We start from the raw sequence: 22,103 nt of genomic DNA, 5'->3' as shown, positions 1-22,103 counted from the left end.
CGGGCGTCTGAAACCTCTTATTCCTGGATCACGTCCGCACCCTTGGGGATGGCGAACTTGAACTTGGCGGCGTCGATGGGTTCGTTGGCCTTGACCCCGGTGAACAGCAGGTTGGTGCGTTGACCGACGCTGTCGACCAGTTGCATGTCGTTGATCAGGCCGTTACGGAACGACAGGCGCAGGCTGTCGAACAGGGTGTCCTTGGTTTTCGGTTTTAGGACGAAATCAATCACCCCGCCGGCTTCCTTGGCGCTGATGTCGAAGCTTTCGCTGATCTTGGACACATCACCGGAGAGCAACAGGGCCGGGGTCTGGGTCAGGCGCAGGTCGAGCTTCTTGATGGTGACCTGTTCCAGGTCCGGGTCCCAGAGGGTAACTTTCTGGCCGTCGGAGATCATGGTCTGCTCCTGCGGCGCATCGGTGTGCCAGTAGAACAGGCCTGGGCGCTTGAGGGTCATCTCGCCAGCGGTTTCCTGAAGCTGGGTACCGCCGCCGTCCAGGGTCAACTGCGAGAAATGCGCGGTCAGGGTCTGGGAATTTTCGAGCAATTGGGTCAGACGCGCCACGTCCTTCGGATCGGCGTGGGCCGACAGCGTGGTCAGGGCCAGAGCCGGCAGCAACAGCATGCGGATAAAACGCATGGGAATCCTCATTGAACTCGTTGAAAGGGCGCGCCGCGTGAACCCACGCGGCACGAATCAGTCGCGTGACGGCCCGGGGGCGAGTACTTCACGCGAGCCGTTGGTGTTCATCGCGGTCACGACCCCGGCCATTTCCATGGACTCGATCATGCGGGCGGCCCGGTTGTAGCCGATCTTCAGCTTGCGCTGGACCGCGGAAATCGAGGCCCGGCGGCTTTCCAGGACGAACTGTACCGCTTCGTCGTAGAGCGCGTCGGTTTCCGCATCGTCGCCGTCGCCACCACCGCTGCCGCCATCGAAGCCGCTGCCGGCCTCTTCGACGCCGTTGAGGATGTCGTCGTTGTATTCCGGCGCGCCGCGCAGTTTCCAGGCTTCCACCACCCGGTGGACCTCATCGTCGGAAACAAAAGCGCCGTGCACACGAATCGGCAGGCTGGTGCCCGGCGGCATGTAGAGCATGTCACCGTGACCAAGCAATTGCTCGGCGCCGCCCTGGTCGATGATGGTCCGCGAGTCGATCTTGCTCGATACCTGGAACGCCATGCGGGTCGGGATGTTGGCCTTGATCAGGCCGGTGATCACGTCCACCGAGGGCCGCTGGGTCGCGAGAATCAGGTGAATACCGGCGGCCCGGGCTTTCTGGGCGATACGGGCGATCAGTTCTTCGACCTTCTTGCCGACGATCATCATCATGTCGGCGAATTCGTCGACCACCACAACAATGGTCGGCAACTTGCTCAGCAGCGGCGCTTCATCGTGGATGCTTTCGCGGTTGTACAGCGGGTCGGTCAGGGGCGTGCCGGCATCCTGGGCTTCCTTGACCTTAGCATTGAAGCCCGACAGGTTACGCACGCCCATCTTCGCCATCAGCTTGTAGCGTCGCTCCATCTCGGCGACGCTCCAGCGCAGGGCGTTGGCGGCGTCCTTCATGTCGGTGACCACCGGGCAAAGCAGGTGCGGAATGCCTTCGTAGATCGACAGCTCGAGCATTTTCGGGTCGATCATGATCAGCTTGGCGTCTTCCGGGCCGGATTTGAACAGGATCGACAGGATCATCGCGTTCACGCCCACCGACTTACCGGAACCGGTGGTACCGGCCACCAGCAGGTGCGGCATCTTCGCCAGGTCAGTGATGACCGGACGCCCGCCAATGTCATGGCCCAGGGCCAGGGTCACCGGCGATTTGAAGTTGTCGTACTCGGGGGTCGACAGCACCTCGGAGAACCGCACGATCTGCCGGTCCTCGTTGGGGATCTCGATGCCCACGGTGGTCTTGCCGGGAATGACTTCCACCACCCGCACACTGGTCACCGCCAGGGAGCGCGCCAGGTCCTTGGCCAGGTTGGAGATCCGGCTGACCTTCACCCCCGCTGCCGGTTGAATCTCATAACGGGTAATCACCGGGCCTGGATGGATGGAGTCCACCGTGACCTCGACGCCGAATTCCTTGAGCTTGATTTCCAGCAGGTGGCCGACGGCCGCCAGGGATTCCGGCGAGTAGTTGAGCTGTTTCTTTTCCGCCGGATCAAGGATCGAGATCGGCGGCAAGGTGCCCTCCACGGCGCTGTCGACAAACAACGGCGCCTGTTTCTCTTTCTCCACGCGCTTGCTCGGCTGCGGCGGTTTCACCGGCGCCGGGGCAATCACCGGCGGCACCTGCTTCTCGCGTTCGGACATGTGCTTGCTGAGGGCCTGCTCGCGTTCGATCAGGCGCTCCTTGACCTTGGCCTGCTCGCGTTTGTCAGGAACGCTTGGCGCCACCACTTCGTGAACACGGTCGTCGACCTCACGCAGTTGCGCCACCAGTTGCTTGCGCTCGACCCGGGACGACCACCAGCGGTTCAGTGCGCCCTGGAAGAGTTCGAACAGGTCCAGGGTGATCTTGCCGGTGACGTCCATGACCTTGAACCAGGACAGATCGGTGAACACCGTCAGGCCAAACAGGAACAAGGCGATGAACAGCAGCGTGCTGCCCTGGATGTTCAGGGCGTTTTTCGCCAGGTTGCCGAGGCTTTCGCCCAGGGCACCACCCGCCCCTGCCGGCAGGCCGAAGGGCTGATGGAAATGGATATGGGCCAGCGCGGCGCCGGACAGCACCAGGAACACCAGGCCGATCAGCCGCCAGGAAAACAGCCAGCCGCTCCATTGCCAGGGTTCATGGCGTTGACGAAAGATCTGGTAGGTCTTGATTGCCAGCAGCAAGGGGAACACATAGGCGAAATAACCCAGCACCATGAACAGGATGTCGGCGCTGTAGGAACCGGCGGGACCACCGAAGTTCTGCACGTTATCGATCTTGCTGTTGTGGCTCCAGCCCGGATCGTCCTTGCCATAGGTCAGCAAAGCCATCATCAGGAACAGGCACAACGCGCCGATAGCGATCAGCGCACCTTCCTTGAGGCGATAATGCAGCTGCTGCCGCCAGAGCGGAACGACTGCTTTAGAGGGTGTGGCGGTGGATTTCTTCAAAATGATTCACTGCTTCATTACATAACCGGCATTGTACGGATTTGTCCGCCCGATGCCACGCTGTCACCGCATGGGTGTAGCATAACCGACAGCACTTTTCACGCGGTTCAATTTGAGCACGCATTCTCTTTTGTGACAAAGGCTTATGAGGTGTTTTATGAGCGCAACCAAGCATTCACGCCTGATCATCCTGGGTTCCGGCCCGGCCGGTTACAGTGCCGCGGTTTATGCCGCCCGCGCCAACCTCAAGCCTTTGGTCATTACCGGCCTGCAAGCCGGTGGTCAACTGACCACCACCACCGAAGTCGATAACTGGCCCGGCGACGTCGAAGGCCTGACCGGCCCGGTGTTGATGGAGCGCATGCAAAAGCATGCCGAGCGTTTCGACACCGAGATCGTCTATGACCACATTCACACCGCCAAGTTGCAGCAGCGACCCTTTATCCTCGAGGGCGACAGCGGTATCTACACCTGCGATGCCTTGATTATCGCCACCGGCGCCTCGGCGCAATACCTGGGCCTGCCGTCCGAGGAAGCCTTTGCCGGCAAGGGCGTCTCGGCCTGCGCGACCTGTGACGGATTCTTTTACCGCAACCAGGTGGTGGCGGTGGTCGGCGGCGGCAATACCGCAGTCGAGGAAGCCCTGTACCTGGCCAATATCGCCAAGGAAGTGCACCTGGTGCATCGCCGGGACAAGCTGCGTTCGGAGAAGATCCTCCAGGACAAGCTCTTCGAGAAAGCCGCCAACGGTAATATCCGCCTGCACTGGAACGAGAACCTGGATGAAGTGCTGGGCGATGCCAGTGGCGTCACCGGTGCCCGCCTGCGCCACAGCGACACCGGCGAAACCCGCGAACTGGCGCTGACCGGGGTGTTTATCGCCATCGGGCACAAACCCAATACCGATTTGTTCGAAGGTCAGTTGAGCATGCACAACGGCTACCTGCGGGTACAGGGCGGCAACGAGGGCAATGCCACGGCGACGGAAATCCCCGGGGTGTTCGCCGCAGGCGATGTGGCCGACCATGTCTATCGCCAGGCCGTTACCTCCGCCGGCGCCGGCTGCATGGCGGCACTGGATGCCGAGAAATTCCTGGACGATAACTGATGCTGACCTGGTTACAACGCAACTCCCTGAGCTTCCCGCCCCTGGCCAAGGCCATGCGCGAACCCAATGGCCTGCTGGCCGCCGGCGGCGATCTGTCCGCCGACCGGCTGATCCAGGCCTACCGCCATGGCTGTTTCCCCTGGTTTTCCGAAGGCCAACCGATCCTCTGGTGGTCGCCGGACCCACGCACCGTGCTGTTTCCCGACGAATTGCACGTGTCCCGCAGCCTGAACAAGCTGCTGCGCCAGCAACGCTACCAGGTCACCTTCGACCAGGACTTCGCCGCCGTGATCCGCGCCTGCGCCGCTCCACGCACCTACGCCGACGGCACCTGGATCACCGAAGCCATGCAAAACGCCTACTTGCAGTTGCATGAGCGCGGTTTCGCCCACTCGGTGGAGGTCTGGGACAACGATCAGCTGGTGGGAGGCCTCTACGGCCTGGCCATGGGTCAGTTGTTTTTCGGCGAATCCATGTTCAGCCGTGCCGACAACGCCTCGAAATTCGGCTTCGCCACCCTGGTCCGGCACCTCAAGGCCTCGGGTTTTGTCCTGATCGACTGCCAGATGCCCACCGACCACCTGCACAGCCTGGGCGCCCGGGCCATTCCCCGCGACGACTTTGCCCGCTACCTGAGCGAACACCTGGACCAACCCAACAGCGCGACCTGGCTGCCTTGACCTACTACGTTCAGGTAACCTTCACACAGCGCCTAGGCGTCTTTTCCCAGGCTGGCTTACACTTGATTGAACGCAATTGAAAGTTTATTCCGAGGGTCGATCATGACCGAGCTGGCGCGCTTGAAGTTTTATGCCACTCAACCCCACTCTTGCAGTTATCTGCCCGAAGAGCAGGCGACCACGCTGTTCCTCGACCCTAGCCAGCCCATGGATGTGCATGTCTACGCAGACCTGTCGGAAATGGGCTTCCGTCGTAGTGGCGACCACCTGTACCGGCCACACTGCCAGAACTGCAACGCCTGCGTGCCGGCGCGCATTCCCGTGGCGCAGTTCCAGCCCGATCGCCAGCAGAAACGCATCCTCAAGCGCAACACCGAGCTCAAGGTCAAGGCAGTCAAGCCGGAGTTCAGCGAGGAATACTTCGACCTGTACCAACGCTACATCGAACAGCGCCACGCCGATGGCGACATGTTCCCACCCAGTCGCGACCAGTTTTCCACTTTTCTGGTGCGCGACCTGCCGTTCTCACGCTTTTATGAATTCCGCCTGGAAGGGCGCCTGCTGGCCGTGGCCGTCACCGACCTTCTGCCCAACGGCCTGTCCGCGGTCTACACCTTCTACGAGCCCGCTGAAGAGCGTCGCAGCCTGGGGCGCTACGCGATCCTCTGGCAGATCGGCGAAGCGCAGCGGCTGGGGCTGGAGGCGGTCTACCTTGGCTATTGGATCAAGAACTGCAAGAAGATGAACTACAAGACCCAATATCGACCGATCGAACTGCTGATCAATCAGCGCTGGGTCACCCTCAGCTAAGTCATCGGCCCTGCCTGAATTGAACTGTATTTTCCAGGCAGGTACTAACCCCTTGGCGTGAACCCCCTTTTTCGGGCACAATGCACGCCGCTTTTGCCTGGCGCAGTTGCACCGGGCCATTCACTGGACACCGAGGGCTTTACTGCATGTCGAAAGAAGACAGCTTCGAAATGGAAGGCACTGTCGTCGACACCCTGCCGAATACCATGTTTCGCGTGGAATTGGAAAATGGGCACGTCGTAACCGCGCATATCTCCGGAAAGATGCGCAAGAACTACATTCGTATTCTTACCGGTGACAAAGTGCGCGTCGAGCTGACGCCCTACGACTTGAGCAAAGGGCGCATCACTTACCGCGCTCGCTAAGCAAGTCGATACAAAAACGCCCGGCACTGCCGGGCGTTTTTGTTTGTGCACATTTTAGGGACTGACGCGCCTCTTTTGTAGGAGCCGGCTTGCCGGCGATGGGGCCCTTGAATCCCGCATTGATCTCAGGGACGCCATCGCCGGCAAGCCGGCTCCCACAGGAGACTCGGTGCTTTCAAAATCACAGACACAACAAAGGCGCCAGAAGGCGCCTTTGTTGTGTCTTGCAGGCTTACATCAAGCCATTTCAGCCGTGGTTTCGAACTCGAAGGTCAGCTCGCCATCCTTGATGTCGATGTGCACCACACCGCCATGGTCGGACAACTCGCCAAACAGGATCTCTTCGGCCAATGGCCGCTTGATCTTGTCCTGGATCAGACGCGCCATTGGGCGTGCGCCCATCGCGGCGTCGTAACCACCCTCCGCCAGCCAGCTGCGGGCCGCATCGGTGACTTCCAGCTGAACACGCTTGTCTTCCAGCTGCGCCTGAAGCTCGGTAAGGAACTTGTCCACCACACTCTTGATGACCTCATGGCTGAGGCGACCAAACTGGATAATGGTGTCCAGACGGTTGCGGAACTCCGGCGTGAAGCTCTTCTTGATCACTTCCATGGCATCGGAGGAGTGATCCTGATGCGCGAAGCCGATGGAGGCACGCGCCGCAGTCTCGGCACCGGCGTTGGTGGTCATGATCACGATCACGTTGCGGAAGTCCGCCTTGCGCCCGTTGTTGTCGGTCAGGGTCCCGTGGTCCATCACCTGCAGCAGCAGGTTGAAGACTTCCGGGTGGGCCTTCTCGATTTCATCGAGCAGCAGCACGCAATGCGGTTGCTTGGTGATGGCTTCGGTCAGCAGACCGCCCTGGTCGAAACCGACATAGCCCGGAGGCGCACCGATCAGACGCGAAACGGTATGCCGCTCCATGTACTCGGACATGTCGAAGCGCACCAGTTCGATGCCCATCGCCTTGGCCAGTTGCCGCGCCGCTTCGGTCTTGCCGACACCAGTGGGACCGGCGAACAGGAACGAACCGACCGGTTTGTCCGGCGACTTCAAGCCGGCACGGGACAGTTTGATGGCGGTCGACAGCGAGTCGATGGCCGCATCCTGACCAAACACGGTCAGCTTCAGGTCGCGCTCCAGGTTACGCAGCAGTTCCTTGTCGGAGCTGGTGACGTGTTTTGGCGGAATCCGCGCGATCTTCGCCACGATGTCCTCGACCTGAGGCACCTCGATGCGTTTGACGCGTTTTTCGACTGGTTGCAGGCGCTGATAGGCACCAGCCTCGTCGATCACGTCGATGGCCTTGTCCGGCATGTGCCGATCATTGATATAACGCGACGCCAGTTCGGCGGCGGCGCGCAGGGCCTCATCGCTGTACTCGATGTTGTGGTGCTGCTCGAAACGCCCTTTCAGGCCGCGCAGGATACCGATGGTGTCTTCCACCGAAGGTTCGGACACATCGACCTTCTGGAAGCGCCGCGCCAGGGCACGGTCCTTCTCGAAGATGCCACGGAATTCCTGGAAGGTGGTCGAACCGATGCAGCGGATATCACCCGAGGAAAGCAACGGCTTGAGCAGGTTCGAGGCATCCATGACGCCGCCGGAAGCAGCACCCGCACCGATGATGGTGTGGATTTCGTCGATGAACAGGATTGCCTGCGGACGTTTTTTCAGCTCGCCGAGCAACGCCTTGAAGCGCTTCTCGAAATCGCCACGGTATTTGGTACCGGCCAGCAGCGCACCGAGGTCGAGGGAGTAGACCACGCTGTTCGCCAGCAGGTCCGGCACCTGGTTGTCGACAATGCGTTTGGCCAGGCCTTCGGCGATGGCTGTCTTGCCCACGCCCGCCTCACCCACCAGCAGCGGGTTGTTCTTGCGCCGACGCGCCAGGATCTGCGCCACGCGCTCGACTTCCAGCTCACGCCCCACCAGCGGATCGATACGACCCTGGCGCGCCAGTTCGTTCAGATTGCTGGCATAAGCGTCCAGCGGATTGCCTGAAGATGAAGACTCACCGCCCTCTTCGTCCTGCATATCTTGCTCGCCTTCGGAGTGATCGCCGTGCCCGGGCACCTTGGAGATGCCATGGGCGATGTAGTTGACGACATCGATACGTGCAACGCTTTGCTGCTTGAGCAGGAAGACCGCCTGGCTTTCCTGTTCGCTGAAGATCGCGACCAGCACGTTGGCGCCCGTCACTTCACGCTTACCGGAACTCTGCACATGGAAGACAGCACGTTGCAGGACACGCTGGAAGCCCAGGGTTGGCTGGGTTTCACGATCTTCGTCATGGACGGGGATCAGCGGCGTGGTGGAGTCGATGAACTCCTGCAGGTCGTGCTTGAGTTTATCGAGATTGGCGCCACAGGCACGCAGGACGGTGGCGGCAGCCTCATTATCCAAAAGGGCCAACAGCAGGTGCTCGACGGTCATGAATTCATGACGTTTCGAGCGAGCCTCCTTGAAGGCAAGATTGAGGGTGACTTCGAGTTCGCGGTTTAACATAGTTCACCTCATACCCAAGTGGTCGGCATTAACCGTCCTTCTCGATTTCACAGAGTAGCGGATGCTGGCTTTCCCTGGCGTATTGGTTGACCTGCATGGCCTTGGTCTCGGCGATGTCGCGGGTAAACACTCCACATACTGCCCGTCCTTCTGTGTGAACGGCCAGCATGACCTTGGTCGCCAGCTCGCGATTCAGGTTAAAAAACACCTCGAGCACTTCGACGACGAAATCCATCGGTGTGTAGTCATCGTTGAACAAAACCACCTTGTACATCGGTGGCGCCTGCAGCGCGGGCTTGGATTCCTGTACTGCAACACCCGCGGAATCGTCGTCGTGGGAATCCGGGCGATCCTGATTGAATGTTAGTCGAATCTGGCTGATTGCATGCATGGAAAGAAAGGTTCGTCAGTTGAGCAATTGCAGTGATGGGGGCACTTCGGACAGATTTCAACACTGACCCGCCAGGCCACCTTGACTATCGGCAAAACGGTGTTACAACCAATAGAGCCCACAGTGGGTAATAAAGGTCCATACCGTCAACCGTTTTTCTGGTTCACGCAGTGAAGGATGAACTGGATGATACTCCAGTGATGGGGTCGTTTGCAGAGGGATATGAGCATGCTGAGTGGTAAAGTCAAGTGGCTCAACAATGCCAAGGGCTACGGCTTCATCATTGAAGAAGGCAAAAATGAAGACTTGTTCGCCCATTACTCGGCCATCCAGATGGATGGCTACAAAACCCTTAAGGCTGGCCAGGCAGTAAGCTTTGAGATCATCCAGGGGCCCAAAGGCCTGCATGCGGTCAACATACGGCAACTCGTGACCGCCGCAGCGCCCGCGACAAAGCCGCAGAACGTCGGAGCGCAAGCCCCCGCGGAAACGGCAAGAGCCTGAAAGCAGACGCTTTCAGAATAACGAAACGCCCGGTCCAATCACTTGGGCCGGGCGTTTTCGTTTACCGTCGGTCGATTTACATGTGCTTGATCAGCGCATCGCCAAAACCGGAGGACGACACCAGTGTCGCTCCGTCCATCAGACGTTCGAAGTCATAGGTCACGGTTTTCGCGCCGATGGCGCCATTGGTGCCCTTGATGATCAGATCGGCCGCTTCGGTCCAGCCCATGTGTCGCAGCATCATTTCCGCGGACAGGATCAGCGAACCGGGGTTGACCTGGTCCTTGCCGGCGTACTTGGGCGCGGTGCCGTGGGTCGCTTCGAACATCGCCACGGTGTCGGACAGGTTGGCCCCCGGCGCGATACCGATACCGCCCACTTCGGCGGCCAGGGCGTCGGACAGGTAGTCACCGTTCAGGTTCAGGGTCGCGATCACGTCGTACTCGGCCGGACGCAGCAGGATCTGCTGGAGCATGGCATCGGCGATGGCGTCCTTGACCACGACGTTGCGGCCGGTTTTCGGGTTCTTGAACTGCATCCACGGACCGCCATCGAGAAGGGTCGCACCGAATTCTTCGGCCGCCACTTCGTAGGCCCACTCCTTGAAGGCACCCTCGGTGAACTTCATGATGTTGCCTTTGTGCACAATGGTCAGCGACTGGCGATCGTTATCGACGACATATTGCAGGGCCTTGCGCGCCAGGCGTTGGGTGCCCTCTTTCGACACCGGCTTGACGCCGATCCCGCAGTCCTGGTCGAAACGGATCTTGGTCACGCCCATTTCTTCCTTCAGGAACTTGATGACCTTGATCGCTTCCGGCGAGCCGGCCTTCCATTCGATACCGGCATAGATGTCTTCGGAGTTCTCACGAAAGATCGTCATGTCGACATCGCCAGGCTTCTTCACCGGGCTGGGCACGCCTTCGAACCAGCGCACCGGGCGCAGGCAGACATACAGGTCGAGTTGCTGACGCAGGGCCACGTTCAGCGAACGGATACCGCCGCCGACCGGAGTGGTCAGCGGACCCTTGATGGAAACCACGTAGTCCTTGACCGCGTCCAGGGTTTCCTGGGGCAGCCAGGTGTCCTGGTCATAGACCTGGGTGGCCTTCTCGCCGGCAAAGACTTCCATCCAGGAGATCTTGCGCTTGCCGCCGTAGGCCTTGTGTACCGCCGCGTCGACGACCTTGATCATCACCGGGCTGATATCGACGCCAATACCATCGCCTTCGATGAAGGGGATGATCGGGTTGTCAGGAACATTGAGAGAATGGTCTGGATTGACGGTGATCTTGTCGCCGACGGCCGGAACCTGAATCTTCTTGTATCCCATGTTGAACTCCATCTATGGATTGAACATCTGGCTGCGTTCGAGCGTACCCCAGGTGCTTGCGCCTGGGAACCTCACACCCGACTCATCTGCCGCGAAAAACCTCGAATTCGCGGCCTACAAGCTTGAAGTCAAAGCTAAAAGCGCCAAAGTCGAGCACTGCTTGCGACACCTCGCCACAGACTGCCCTGCGACCTTTAGACCAATGGACGAGTGTAGTCGCTTATGAAGCATCGGCGTTTTGCCAGCAACCTATGTATAATCGCGCCGCTGACCATTGGGTCACGCCGGCCGACCTCTCTACAACGAGACTTTCCGCCCGAAAAAGCCGGGTTGTTATAGCAATCCGACCGCTTGATGCTCGACTGATGCACCCAACATCACCGCGCGCGAAGAAACCTCGACATTCGGCTCATGGATGACTTTTGAACGAACGCGCTTACCCGGCGCATCTCGAGTTTCTGCGCATGCTTTAGCAAAGAGAGAGTTAATCCGAATATGCCCAACCGTTCGAAGATCATCTACACCTTCACCGACGAAGCCCCTGCCCTCGCCACCTATTCACTGTTGCCTATCGTAGAGGCCTTTACCGCTTCGGCTGATATCGCCGTGGAAACCCGCGATATCTCGCTGGCCGGACGCATTCTCTCAAGCTTCCCGGAACAACTGGGCGCCAAGGCCGTGCCGGATCACCTCGCCGAACTGGGCGAGCTGGCCATCACCCCCGAAGCCAACATCATCAAGCTGCCGAACATCAGCGCCTCGGTTCCACAACTGCAGGCCGCGATCAAGGAACTGCAAGCCCAGGGCTTCAACATCCCGGACTACCCGGAAACCGTCAGCAACGACGCCGAGAAAGAAGCTCGCGCCCGCTACGACAAAATCAAGGGCAGCGCCGTGAACCCGGTTCTGCGCGAAGGCAACTCCGACCGCCGCGCGCCGCTGTCGGTCAAGAACTACGCTCGCAAGCACCCGCACAAAATGGGCGCCTGGGCTGCCGACTCCAAGTCCCACGTCGCTCACATGAGCAACGGCGACTTCTACGGCAGCGAAAAAGCCGCCCTGATCGAGGCTGCCGGTAGCGTCAAGATCGAGCTGATCGCCCAGGACGGCACTGCCAGCGTCCTGAAAGAGAAAACCAGCGTACAAGCTGGCGAGATCCTCGATTGCGCCGTACTGAGCAAGAACGCCCTGCGCAGCTTCATCGCCGCTGAAATCGAAGACGCCAAGCAACAAGGCGTGCTGCTGTCGGTTCACCTGAAAGCCACCATGATGAAGGTCTCCGACCCGATCATGTTCGGCCAGATCGTTGCCGAGTTCTACAAGGACGCCCTGGCCAAGCACGCTGAAGTGCTGGAGCAGATCGGCTTCAACCTGAACAACGGCATCGGCGACCTGTACGCCCGCATCAAGGCCCTGCCGGCCGAGCAGCAGGCGCAGATCGAAGCCGACATCCAGGCGGTCTACGCCGCCCGTCCGGCGTTGGCCATGGTCAACTCCGACAAAGGCATCACCAACCTGCACGTGCCGAGCGACGTCATCGTCGACGCCTCGATGCCAGCCATGATCCGTGACTCCGGCAAAATGTGGGGCACTGACGGCCAGCTGCACGACACCAAGGCCGTGATCCCGGATCGCTGCTACGCCACCATCTACCAGGCGGTGATCGAAGACTGCAAGCAACACGGCGCCTTCGACCCAACCACCATGGGCAGCGTGCCGAACGTCGGCCTGATGGCGAAAAAAGCCGAAGAGTACGGTTCCCACGACAAGACCTTCCAGATCAAGACCAACGGCGTGGTTCGGGTTTCCGACAACACCGGTCGCGTCCTGCTGGAACAAACCGTGGAAGCCGGCGACATCTTCCGCATGTGCCAGACCAAAGACGCGCCGATCCAGGACTGGGTCAAACTGGCCGTCAACCGTGCCCGCGCCAGCAGCACCCCGGCCATTTTCTGGCTGGACCCGCTGCGCGCCCACGATGGCGTGGTGATCGAGAAGGTCCAGGCCTACCTCAAGGACCACGACACCACTGGCCTGGATATCCAGATCATGTCGCCGGTCGACGCGATGAAGTTCACCCTGGCCCGCACCCGCGAAGGCAAGGACACCATCTCGGTCACCGGTAACGTGCTGCGCGACTACCTGACCGACCTGTTCCCGATCATGGAACTGGGCACCAGCGCCAAGATGCTGTCGATCGTTCCGCTGATGAATGGCGGCGGTCTGTTCGAAACCGGCGCCGGCGGTTCGGCACCGAAACACGTTCAGCAACTGGTGGAAGAGAACTTCCTGCGCTGGGACTCCCTGGGTGAATTCCTGGCCCTGGCCGCGTCCCTGGAACACCTGGGCGTGAACTACAACAACCCGAAAGCCCTGGTGCTGTCGAAGACCCTGGACCAGGCCACTGGCCAGTTCCTCGACAACAACAAGTCGCCATCGCGTAAAGTCGGCAACATCGACAACCGCGGCAGCCACTTCTACCTGGCGCTGTACTGGGCTCAAGCCCTGGCCGCCCAGAGCGAAGACACTGCGCTGCAAGGCCAGTTCACCCAGTTGGCCAAGACCCTGACCGAGAACGAGGCGACCATCGTTGCCGAACTCAACGCCGTCCAGGGCAAGCCAGTGGATATCGGTGGTTACTACCACGCCGATGCCGAGCTGATCAGCAAGGCCATGCGTCCGAGCGCCACCCTCAACGCGGCGATTGCTGCGCTGGTGTAAGCTCTTCGGAAACACCACAAACCCCGGCCCCGTGCCGGGGTTTGTGCATCTGGATTCCGGTGATTATCCCGATACTCCACGCCATCGCCCCACCCCCTGTAGGAGCGAGCTTGCTCGCGATGGAGGTCAACGATAACGCGGAGCATCTGGATAATCGCGGCGTCCTTGCGTTCATCGCGAGCAAGCTCGCTCCTACAGGGACCCCAGCGCCCCGACAGAAGAGGAAAGCCCCATGGAATGGCAACCACACATCACCGTCGCCACCGTCGTCGAAGACAACGGTCGCTTCCTGCTGGTCGAAGAGCTGCAGGACGGACAAACGGTCTTCAACCAGCCCGCCGGTCATCTGGACCCGAACGAAAGCCTGATCGACGCCGCCCTGCGCGAAACCCTCGAGGAAACCGGCTGGGACGTCGAACTGACCGGCGTGGTCGGCATTTATCTCTATACCGCCCCCAGCAATGGCGTGACCTACCAACGCGTCTGCTTTGCCGGCAAACCACTGAAACAGCGCCCCGACTATCAACTGGACCACGGCATCATCGGCCCACGCTGGCTGACCCGCGACGAATTGCTGGCCCTGCGCCCGCAATGGCGCAGCGAGCTGATCATCCGCTGCCTGGACGATTATCTGGCCGGTCCTCTGCACAGTCTCGAGCTGATCCGCCCTTCTCTTTAGCCTTGCGGGCCCGGGCCTGTTAGAATCGCGTCCTTTTTCGAAGACACTCATTGAATCCCTATGCGTGATCCAGCTGCCACCGCCCCAGAAAACCTGCGCGTCATCGTCGGCATGTCCGGCGGCGTAGACTCTTCCGTTTCCGCCGTCCTGCTGATGGAGCAGGGTTACCAGGTGGAAGGCCTGTTCATGAAGAACTGGGAAGAAGACGACGGAACGGAGTACTGCACCGCCATGGACGACCTGGCGGACGCCCAGGCCGTGTGCGACAAGATCGGTATCAAGCTGCACACCGCCAACTTCGCCGCCGAATACTGGGACAACGTGTTCGAACACTTCCTGGCCGAATACAAGGCCGGACGCACGCCGAACCCGGACATCCTCTGCAACCGCGAAATCAAGTTCAAGGCGTTCCTCGACTACGCCCTGATGCTCGGTGCTGACCTGATCGCCACCGGTCATTACGTGCGCCGCCGCGATATCGACGGGCGCACCGAACTGCTCAAGGGCCTGGACCCGAACAAGGACCAGAGCTACTTCCTCCACGCCGTCGGCGGCGAACAGATCGCTAAGACCCTGTTCCCGGTCGGCGAGCTGGAAAAACCCGAAGTCCGCGCCATCGCCGAGAAACACGAACTGGCCACGGCGAAGAAGAAGGACTCCACCGGTATCTGCTTTATCGGCGAGCGCCGCTTCAGCGACTTCCTCAAACAGTATCTGCCGGCCCAGCCGGGCGAGATCAAGACCACCGAAGGCGAAGTCATCGGGCGTCACCACGGCCTGATGTACCACACCATCGGCCAGCGCCAGGGCCTGGGCATCGGCGGCCTGAAGGACGCCGGCGACGAGCCGTGGTACGTGCTGCTCAAGGACCTGGAACACAACGAACTGATCGTCGGCCAGGGTAATGAGCATCCGTGGCTGTTCTCCCGCGCCCTGCTCGCTTCGGAGATCTACTGGGTCAACCCGGTGGACCTGAGCGTGCCGCGCAAGCTGACAGCCAAGGTCCGTTATCGCCAGGGCGACCAGTCCTGCACCCTGGAGCAGACCGAAAACGGCTATCGCGCCGTGTTCGACGAACCCCAGCGCGCGGTCACCCCAGGGCAATCGGTGGTGTTCTATGATGGCGAGGTCTGCCTGGGTGGTGGCGTGATTGAAGTCGCCGAGCCCTGGACCTTCAAGGACAAGCGCCCATGAGCCCGACCCAGGAACAACTGACGGCGCTCGGTGGTGTGTTTCTCGCCGCGGTGCTGGTGGACAAGATCGCCAAGAGCGGCCAGTCCAGCGAATCCGGCCTGAGCTGCATGCTCGGCAGCCTGCTGGTGCGCGACCCCAAGGACACCCTGGAAGTCTACGGCGGCGACGATCTGCAACTGCGCGACGGTTACCGCGCACTGATCGGCGCCCTCGAACGCGACCCCAGCGCCCTGCAACGCGAACCGCTGCGCTACGCCCTGTCGATGCTCGGCCTCGAACGCCAGCTGGCCAAGCGTGACGACCTGCTGGAGATCATCGGCAAACGCTTGCCGCAGATCCAGTCCCAGGTCGAGCATTTCGGCGTCGCCCACGAAAACGTCGTGGCCGCCTGCGGCGCCCTCTACCAGGACACCCTGAGCACCCTGCGCCAGCGCATCCAGGTGCACGGCGACATGCGCAACCTGCAACAACCGAGCAACGCCTCGAAGATCCGCGCCCTGCTGCTGGCCGGTATCCGTTCGGCGCGCCTGTGGCGACAACTGGGTGGCCATCGCTGGCAACTGGTGGTCAGCCGGCGCAAGCTGCTCAAGGAACTGTACCCGCTGATGCGCAGCGCCTAGGCGCTGTTATCCGCGAAAAGCGCAAGACGCCGGTCGGTTGGCAACAGCCCGGCGATTATTTTCATGTATGATACGCGCCCCATTTCGTTGCCCGACTGTCCGAGAACACCCCATGCAGCTTTCTTCGCTCACTGCGGTTTCCCCTGTTGACGGCCGCTACGCCGGCAAAACCCAGGCCCTGCGCCCTATTTTCAGTGAATACGGCCTGATCCGTGCTCGCGTCCTGGTGGAAGTGCGCTGGCTCCAGCGCCTGGCCGCCCACGCCGAGATCAGCGAAGTTCCGGCGTTTTCCGCCGAAGCCAACGCGGTACTGAACACCCTCGCCGAGAACTTCTCCCTGGAACACGCCGAGCGTGTGAAGGAGATCGAGCGCACCACCAACCACGACGTCAAAGCCATTGAGTACCTGCTCAAGGAACAGGCCGCCAAGCTGCCTGAACTGGCCAACGTCAGCGAATTCATCCACTTCGCCTGCACCAGCGAGGACATCAACAACCTGTCCCACGCCCTGATGCTGCGCGAAGGCCGTGACGACGTGCTGCTGCCGTTGATGCGCCAGATCGCCGAATCGATCCGCGAACTGGCCCAGCGCTTCGCCGCCGTACCGATGCTCTCGCGCACCCACGGTCAGCCGGCTTCGCCGACCACCCTGGGCAAGGAACTGGCGAACGTCGTCTATCGCCTGGAACGCCAGATCGCCCAAGTCGCCGCCGTGCCGCTGCTGGGCAAAATCAACGGTGCCGTGGGCAACTACAACGCCCACCTGTCGGCCTACCCACAGATCGACTGGGAAGCCAACGCCCGCGCCTTCATCGAAGACGAACTGGGCCTGGGCTTCAACCCCTACACCACCCAGATCGAGCCGCACGACTACATCGCCGAGCTGTTCGACGCGATCGCGCGCTTCAACACCATTCTGATCGACTTCGACCGCGATATCTGGGGCTACATCTCCCTGGGCTACTTCAAGCAGCGCACCATTGCCGGCGAAATCGGTTCCTCGACCATGCCGCACAAGGTCAACCCGATCGACTTCGAAAACTCCGAAGGCAACCTGGGTATTGCCAACGCGCTGTTCCAGCACCTGGCCAGCAAGCTGCCGATCTCCCGCTGGCAGCGCGACCTGACCGACTCCACCGTACTGCGCAACCTCGGTGTCGGCTTCGCCCACAGCGTTATCGCTTACGAAGCCAGCCTCAAGGGCATCAGCAAGCTGGAGCTCAACGAGCAGAAAATCGCCGCTGACCTGGACGCCTGCTGGGAAGTCCTGGCCGAGCCGATCCAGACCGTCATGCGTCGCTACAACATCGAAAACCCGTACGAGAAACTGAAAGAGCTGACCCGCGGCAAGGGCATCAGCCCGGAAGCGCTGCAGACTTTCATCGACGGTCTCGAGATGCCCGCGCAAGCCAAGGCCGAGCTTAAAAAGCTCACCCCGGCCAATTACATCGGCAACGCCGTGGCCCAGGCCCAGCGTATCTGATCGCACCGCACCCGCTCTGAACGCCCGGCTGAGCCGGGCGTTTTTATTCCAGTCTTAAAAATGCTTTTTTTCAATAGGTTACACATGAATCCTGATACTCCTCTGCAACTTCTGGGTGGCATTACCGCGCGGGAATTCCTGCGTGACTACTGGCAGAAGAAGCCGCTGCTGATCCGCCAGGCCATCCCGGACTTCGAAAGCCCGGTCGAGCCCGACGAACTGGCCGGCCTGGCCCTGGAAGAAGAAGTCGAATCGCGCCTGATCATCGAGCACGGCGAGCGCCCCTGGGAACTGCGCCGCGGCCCGTTCGCCGAAGACGCCTTCAGCCAACTGCCGGAACGCGAGTGGACCCTGCTGGTGCAGGCCGTGGACCAGTTCGTCCCGGAAGTCGCCGAGCTGCTGGAACACTTCCGTTTCCTGCCGAGCTGGCGCATCGACGATGTGATGATCAGCTTCGCCGCACCCGGCGGCAGCGTCGGTCCGCACTTCGACAACTACGATGTGTTCCTGCTCCAGGGTCACGGCAAGCGCAACTGGAAGATTGGCCAGATGTGCGACTCCAACAGCCCACTGCTGGAACACGCCGACCTGCGCATCCTCGCCGAATTCGAGGAAACCGCCGAGTGGACCCTGGAACCCGGCGACATGCTCTACCTGCCGCCGCGCCTGGCCCATTGCGGTGTGGCCGTGGACGACTGCATGACCTATTCGGTGGGCTTCCGTGCACCGAGCGCCGCTGAAGTACTGACCCACTTCACCGACTTCCTCGCCCAGTTCCTGCCGGACGAAGAACGTTACACCGACGCCGACGCGCAGCCGGTGGCCGATCCGCACCAGATCCAGCACGACGCCCTCGACCGCCTGAAAAGCCTGCTGGCCGAGCACATGAGCGACGAGCGCCTGCTGCTGACCTGGTTCGGCCAGTTCATGACCGAACCGCGTTATCCGGAATTGGTGGTGGGTCCGGAACTCGAAGAAGAAGACCTGCTCGCCGGCCTGCAGGATGGCGCGATCCTGATCCGCAACCCGAGTGCGCGCCTGGCCTGGTCCGAAGTCGACGACGACCTGCTGCTGTTCGCCAGCGGTCAGAGCCGCCTGTTGCCAGGCAAACTGCGCGAATTGTTGAAAATGATCTGTGCGGCCGATGCGTTGCACGCGGATAATCTGAAGCCATGGCTGGCGGATGAAGACGGTCGCAGCCTGCTGTGCCAACTGGTCAAACAAGGAAGCCTGGGATTTGCCGATGAGTAAAATTCACGTACGTGTCGCGGACTGGCAAAAGGATAACGCCGAGATTCGGCGCATTCGTGAGTCGGTGTTCATTGTTGAGCAGTCGGTTCCGCCGGAGCTGGAGTGGGACGCCGATGACAGCGGCGCCGTGCACTTCCTGGCCTTCGAGGGGGATTTCCCGATCGGTACCGCCCGGCTGTTGCCGGACGGCCATATCGGCCGCGTATCGGTCCTCAAGGACTGGCGCGGGCTGAAGGTAGGTGACGCGCTGATGCAGGCGGTGATCGGCGAGGCCGAGAACCGCGGCCTCAAGCAACAGATGCTCAGCGCCCAGGTCCAGGCGACCCGATTCTATGAGCGCCTGGGGTTCAGCATTGTCAGCGAGGAGTTTCTCGAAGCCGGGATCCCCCACGTCGACATGGTGCGCGGCGCCGCCTGAGGCTCCCACAGATTGTGCATCGCCCAAAACGCCCCGCTATCGGGGCGTTTTGCTGTCCGCGATTCAACTTGACCCACCAATGGCCGAGAAACTGTCAAACTCAAGCTATTGCCCAGTCCAACGCGGAGATAACGGACATGTCCCTACGCACCCTGCTCACCGGCCTGCTACTGACCTGCACCCTCAGCGCCCAGGCCGCCACCGAAATCATTCCCCTGAACTACCGCACCAGCGCCGACCTGCTGCCCGTGGCCCAGAACTTCCTCGGCAAGGACGGCAAGGCCAGCGCCTACCAGAACCAACTGATCGTCAATGCGGAACCGGCCAAGATCAAGGAGCTGCGCGACTTCCTCGGGCAACTCGACACCCCGGCCAGACGCCTGTTGATCAGCGTCGACACCAGTGAAAACAACGACCAGAACAACGGCTACACGGTCAACGGCCAGAACCAGACCCGCATCATCAACTACGGCACCGCCAGCCGCGACGGCGGTATCCAGCAAGTGCAGACCGTCGAAGGCACACCGGCACTGATCCAGGTCGGCCAGAGCGTACCGCTGACCACCGCCATCAGCACCAATCAGTCCTTCGGCAACGGCACCAGTAGCGGCACCGGCCAGACCCAGAACCAACAACCCCTGACCCAGATACAAAACCAATATCGCAACGTGACCCAAGGCTTCTACGTCACCGCCAGCGTCACCGGCGACATCGTTCACCTGTCCATCAGCACCAATCGTGACCGGATCAGCCAGGAGCGTCAGGATGTAGTGAACATTCAAAGCACCGACACAACCGTCAGCGGACACCTCGGTGAGTGGATCACCCTGGCCGGCGTCAATGGCCAGAGCCAGGCCGACCGACAGGCGCTAACCCGCAGCTACTCGACCTCCGGGCGTAACGACATGACTTTACGGGTGAAAGTCGACAGCCTGGACTAAAGCACCAAAAACTGACTGACAAGTCGTATTAGACTAAAGATGTAGTGCTTCAAAAAAAGCACTACAAAATGTTTGACGAGCCAAAAAACCGAAGGCATGATGGCCTCGCTCCCGCTAATCAGGGGCCCTGGCAAGGGCCTTCGGATCGCCGCTCTAACCTACCCACCTGAGCCGATTCGTGTCTGTACCGCCCACAAGGCGCGTTTGACGAGGTTGCGACTGGAACGAAGTTGTCCCGAGGGACGGAAGCGTAATAGGTAGAACGGCAAGACCTCCGAAGCCCGCATGAAGGCCCACGATGCCCCAATGCGCTCGACGACTCGCCCTCGCCTCGCTCACTTCCCCCTTGAGCCCCATCGTTCAATCGTCGCCTTCCCCGCCGAACCGCACCTGAGCGCCTAAGCTTCTGGTCAGCGAGCAGCCGTGTGCAAAAAATATTGCGCAGACGGCGGAGCAAGGAATTCTCCACCCAAGAACGACTCTTGATAAAAGACGCGACGAGGTTTATCTCCATGGCACTGACACGCGAACAGCAAATTGCAGCCCTTGAAAAAGACTGGGCTGAAAACCCGCGCTGGAAAGGCGTGACACGCACTTACTCCGCCGCTGACGTGGTCCGCCTGCGTGGCTCGGTTCAACCTGAGCACACCCTGGCCCGCATGGGCGCCGAGAAACTGTGGAACCTGGTCACCCAGGGCGCCAAGCCGTCCTTCCGTCCGGACAAGGATTTCGTCAACTGCATGGGCGCCCTGACCGGCGGCCAGGCTGTGCAGCAAGTCAAGGCCGGCATCCAGGCGATCTACCTGTCGGGCTGGCAAGTGGCCGCGGACAACAACTCCGCCGAATCCATGTACCCCGACCAGTCGCTGTACCCGGTGGACTCCGTACCGACCGTGGTCAAGCGCATCAACAACTCGTTCCGTCGCGCCGACCAGATCCAGTGGAAAGCCGGCAAGAACCCGGGCGATGACGGCTACATCGACTACTTCGCACCGATCGTGGCCGACGCCGAAGCTGGTTTCGGCGGCGTGCTGAACGCCTACGAGCTGATGAAGAGCATGATCGAAGCGGGCGCCGCCGGCGTGCACTTCGAAGACCAACTGGCGTCCGTGAAAAAATGCGGCCACATGGGTGGCAAGGTACTGGTTCCGACCCAGGAAGCCGTGCAGAAACTGACCGCTGCCCGTCTGGCCGCCGACGTTGCTGGCACGCCGACCATCATCCTGGCCCGTACCGACGCCAACGCCGCCGACCTGCTGACCTCGGACTGCGATCCGTACGACCAGCCGTTCGTGACCGGCCAACGTACCCAGGAAGGCTTCTATAAAGTCCGCGCCGGCCTCGACCAGGCCATCGCCCGCGGCCTGGCCTACGCGCCGTACGCCGACCTGATCTGGTGTGAAACCGCCAAGCCGGACCTGGACGAAGCCCGTCGCTTCGCCGAGGCCATCAAGAAGGAATACCCGGACCAGCTGCTGTCCTACAACTGCTCGCCTTCCTTCAACTGGAAGAAGAACCTGGACGACGCGACCATCGCCAAGTTCCAGCGCGAACTGTCGGCCATGGGCTACAAGCACCAGTTCATCACCCTGGCGGGTATCCACAACATGTGGCACAGCATGTTCAACCTGGCGCACGACTACGCCCGCAACGACATGACCGCCTACGTGAAGCTGCAGGAGCAGGAATTCGCTGACGCCTCGAAAGGCTACACCTTCGTCGCGCACCAGCAGGAAGTCGGCACCGGCTACTTCGACGACATGACCACCGTGATCCAGGGCGGCTCGTCCTCGGTGACCGCGCTGACCGGTTCGACCGAAGAAGAACAGTTCCACTGATACACCGCGAGCAAACGGCCATTCCAGAGCGAACCAGAACTAACTGGAATGCCTGAACACCTGACGCCCCGACTGGTTCGGGGCGTTTTTTTGTCTGCAGCAATCACCCAGGACATTGATCCAGAGCGGTATCGTTTACGACAAAAAGC

The 22,103-nt window shown here is 60.8% G+C and carries 19 protein-coding genes; 14 read left to right on the top strand and 5 right to left on the bottom strand.

What is annotated here, in order from left to right:
* Positions 1–17: 17 nt before the first annotated feature.
* Positions 18–641, bottom strand: a complete 624-nt coding sequence (gene lolA, locus HX866_RS10750) for an outer membrane lipoprotein chaperone LolA (RefSeq protein WP_177093526.1) — start codon at positions 639–641, stop codon at positions 18–20.
* A 57-nt stretch (positions 642–698) separates the two neighbouring features.
* Positions 699–3,110 carry a DNA translocase FtsK gene (gene ftsK, locus HX866_RS10745; protein WP_177093525.1) on the bottom strand — a complete coding sequence of 804 codons (2,412 nt, stop codon included), beginning with the start codon at positions 3,108–3,110 and terminating at the stop codon, positions 699–701.
* A gap of 157 nt (positions 3,111–3,267) precedes the next feature.
* Here ftsK and trxB point away from each other — a divergent pair, with 157 nt between their 5' ends.
* The 4 genes from trxB to infA all read left to right on the top strand — a co-directional run bounded on the left by trxB (position 3,268) and on the right by infA (position 6,073).
* A complete protein-coding gene (gene trxB / locus HX866_RS10740) occupies positions 3,268–4,218 on the top strand; it encodes a thioredoxin-disulfide reductase (RefSeq protein ID WP_177105243.1) in 951 nt (316 codons plus the stop codon).
* Positions 4,218–4,898: a leucyl/phenylalanyl-tRNA--protein transferase gene (gene aat, locus HX866_RS10735; protein WP_177139479.1), complete on the top strand. Its 681-nt coding sequence runs from the start codon at positions 4,218–4,220 to the stop codon at positions 4,896–4,898. The genes trxB and aat overlap by 1 nt, the downstream gene beginning before the upstream one ends.
* 102 nt (positions 4,899–5,000) lie before the next feature.
* Positions 5,001–5,708 carry an arginyltransferase gene (locus HX866_RS10730; protein WP_177093522.1) on the top strand — a complete coding sequence of 236 codons (708 nt, stop codon included), beginning with the start codon at positions 5,001–5,003 and terminating at the stop codon, positions 5,706–5,708.
* Positions 5,709–5,854: 146 nt separating this feature from the next.
* Positions 5,855–6,073, top strand: a complete 219-nt coding sequence (gene infA, locus HX866_RS10725) for a translation initiation factor IF-1 (RefSeq protein ID WP_002553999.1) — start codon at positions 5,855–5,857, stop codon at positions 6,071–6,073.
* A gap of 237 nt (positions 6,074–6,310) precedes the next feature.
* On the opposite strand, the gene clpA is transcribed toward infA, so the two are convergent.
* Together clpA and clpS are read right to left on the bottom strand one after the other, a co-directional pair.
* A complete protein-coding gene (gene clpA, locus HX866_RS10720) occupies positions 6,311–8,581 on the bottom strand; it encodes an ATP-dependent Clp protease ATP-binding subunit ClpA (RefSeq protein WP_177093521.1) in 2,271 nt (756 codons plus the stop codon).
* 28 nt (positions 8,582–8,609) lie between these two features.
* The gene (gene clpS / locus HX866_RS10715; protein ID WP_177093520.1) at positions 8,610–8,972 is read right to left on the bottom strand and encodes an ATP-dependent Clp protease adapter ClpS; all 363 of its coding nucleotides are present in this window, start codon (positions 8,970–8,972) and stop codon (positions 8,610–8,612) included.
* Between the two features lie 228 nt (positions 8,973–9,200).
* Here clpS and cspD point away from each other — a divergent pair, with 228 nt between their 5' ends.
* Complete coding sequence (cspD, locus tag HX866_RS10710) at positions 9,201–9,476, top strand: cold shock domain-containing protein CspD (RefSeq protein ID WP_177139477.1); 276 nt, start codon at positions 9,201–9,203, stop codon at positions 9,474–9,476.
* A gap of 76 nt (positions 9,477–9,552) precedes the next feature.
* On the opposite strand, the gene icd is transcribed toward cspD, so the two are convergent.
* Positions 9,553–10,809 carry an NADP-dependent isocitrate dehydrogenase gene (gene icd, locus HX866_RS10705; RefSeq protein WP_177093519.1) on the bottom strand — a complete coding sequence of 419 codons (1,257 nt, stop codon included), beginning with the start codon at positions 10,807–10,809 and terminating at the stop codon, positions 9,553–9,555.
* Between the two features lie 495 nt (positions 10,810–11,304).
* Between icd and HX866_RS10700 the strand changes: the two genes are divergently transcribed.
* The 9 genes from HX866_RS10700 to aceA all read left to right on the top strand — a co-directional run bounded on the left by HX866_RS10700 (position 11,305) and on the right by aceA (position 21,954).
* Complete coding sequence (locus tag HX866_RS10700; RefSeq protein WP_177093518.1) at positions 11,305–13,530, top strand: NADP-dependent isocitrate dehydrogenase; 2,226 nt, start codon at positions 11,305–11,307, stop codon at positions 13,528–13,530.
* 232 nt (positions 13,531–13,762) lie between these two features.
* Positions 13,763–14,209, top strand: coding sequence for an NUDIX hydrolase (locus HX866_RS10695; protein WP_177093517.1), 447 nt, complete (start codon positions 13,763–13,765; stop codon positions 14,207–14,209).
* A gap of 60 nt (positions 14,210–14,269) precedes the next feature.
* Positions 14,270–15,403, top strand: a complete 1,134-nt coding sequence (mnmA, locus tag HX866_RS10690) for a tRNA 2-thiouridine(34) synthase MnmA (protein WP_177093516.1) — start codon at positions 14,270–14,272, stop codon at positions 15,401–15,403.
* Positions 15,400–16,023 carry a high frequency lysogenization protein HflD gene (gene hflD / locus HX866_RS10685; RefSeq protein ID WP_177093515.1) on the top strand — a complete coding sequence of 208 codons (624 nt, stop codon included), beginning with the start codon at positions 15,400–15,402 and terminating at the stop codon, positions 16,021–16,023. The genes mnmA and hflD overlap by 4 nt, the downstream gene beginning before the upstream one ends.
* Positions 16,024–16,135: 112 nt before the next feature.
* On the top strand, positions 16,136–17,506 hold the full coding sequence (gene purB, locus HX866_RS10680) for an adenylosuccinate lyase (RefSeq protein WP_177093514.1): 1,371 nt from the start codon (positions 16,136–16,138) through the stop codon (positions 17,504–17,506).
* 84 nt (positions 17,507–17,590) lie between these two features.
* The gene (locus HX866_RS10675) at positions 17,591–18,757 is read left to right on the top strand and encodes a ribosomal protein uL16 3-hydroxylase (RefSeq protein ID WP_177093513.1); all 1,167 of its coding nucleotides are present in this window, start codon (positions 17,591–17,593) and stop codon (positions 18,755–18,757) included.
* Positions 18,750–19,175 (top strand): GNAT family N-acetyltransferase, encoded by a 426-nt coding sequence (locus tag HX866_RS10670; RefSeq protein WP_177106009.1) that lies wholly within the window; start codon positions 18,750–18,752, stop codon positions 19,173–19,175. The genes HX866_RS10675 and HX866_RS10670 overlap by 8 nt, the downstream gene beginning before the upstream one ends.
* A 137-nt stretch (positions 19,176–19,312) precedes the next feature.
* A complete protein-coding gene (locus HX866_RS10665) occupies positions 19,313–20,116 on the top strand; it encodes a secretin N-terminal domain-containing protein (protein ID WP_177139475.1) in 804 nt (267 codons plus the stop codon).
* Between the two features lie 512 nt (positions 20,117–20,628).
* A complete protein-coding gene (gene aceA / locus HX866_RS10660; RefSeq protein ID WP_121132707.1) occupies positions 20,629–21,954 on the top strand; it encodes an isocitrate lyase in 1,326 nt (441 codons plus the stop codon).
* Positions 21,955–22,103 lie beyond the last annotated feature (149 nt).

Source organism: Pseudomonas gingeri, assembly GCF_013386165.1.
Taxonomy (GTDB): domain Bacteria; phylum Pseudomonadota; class Gammaproteobacteria; order Pseudomonadales; family Pseudomonadaceae; genus Aquipseudomonas; species Aquipseudomonas gingeri_C.
This window is presented reverse-complemented; position numbering and strand designations above follow the sequence as displayed.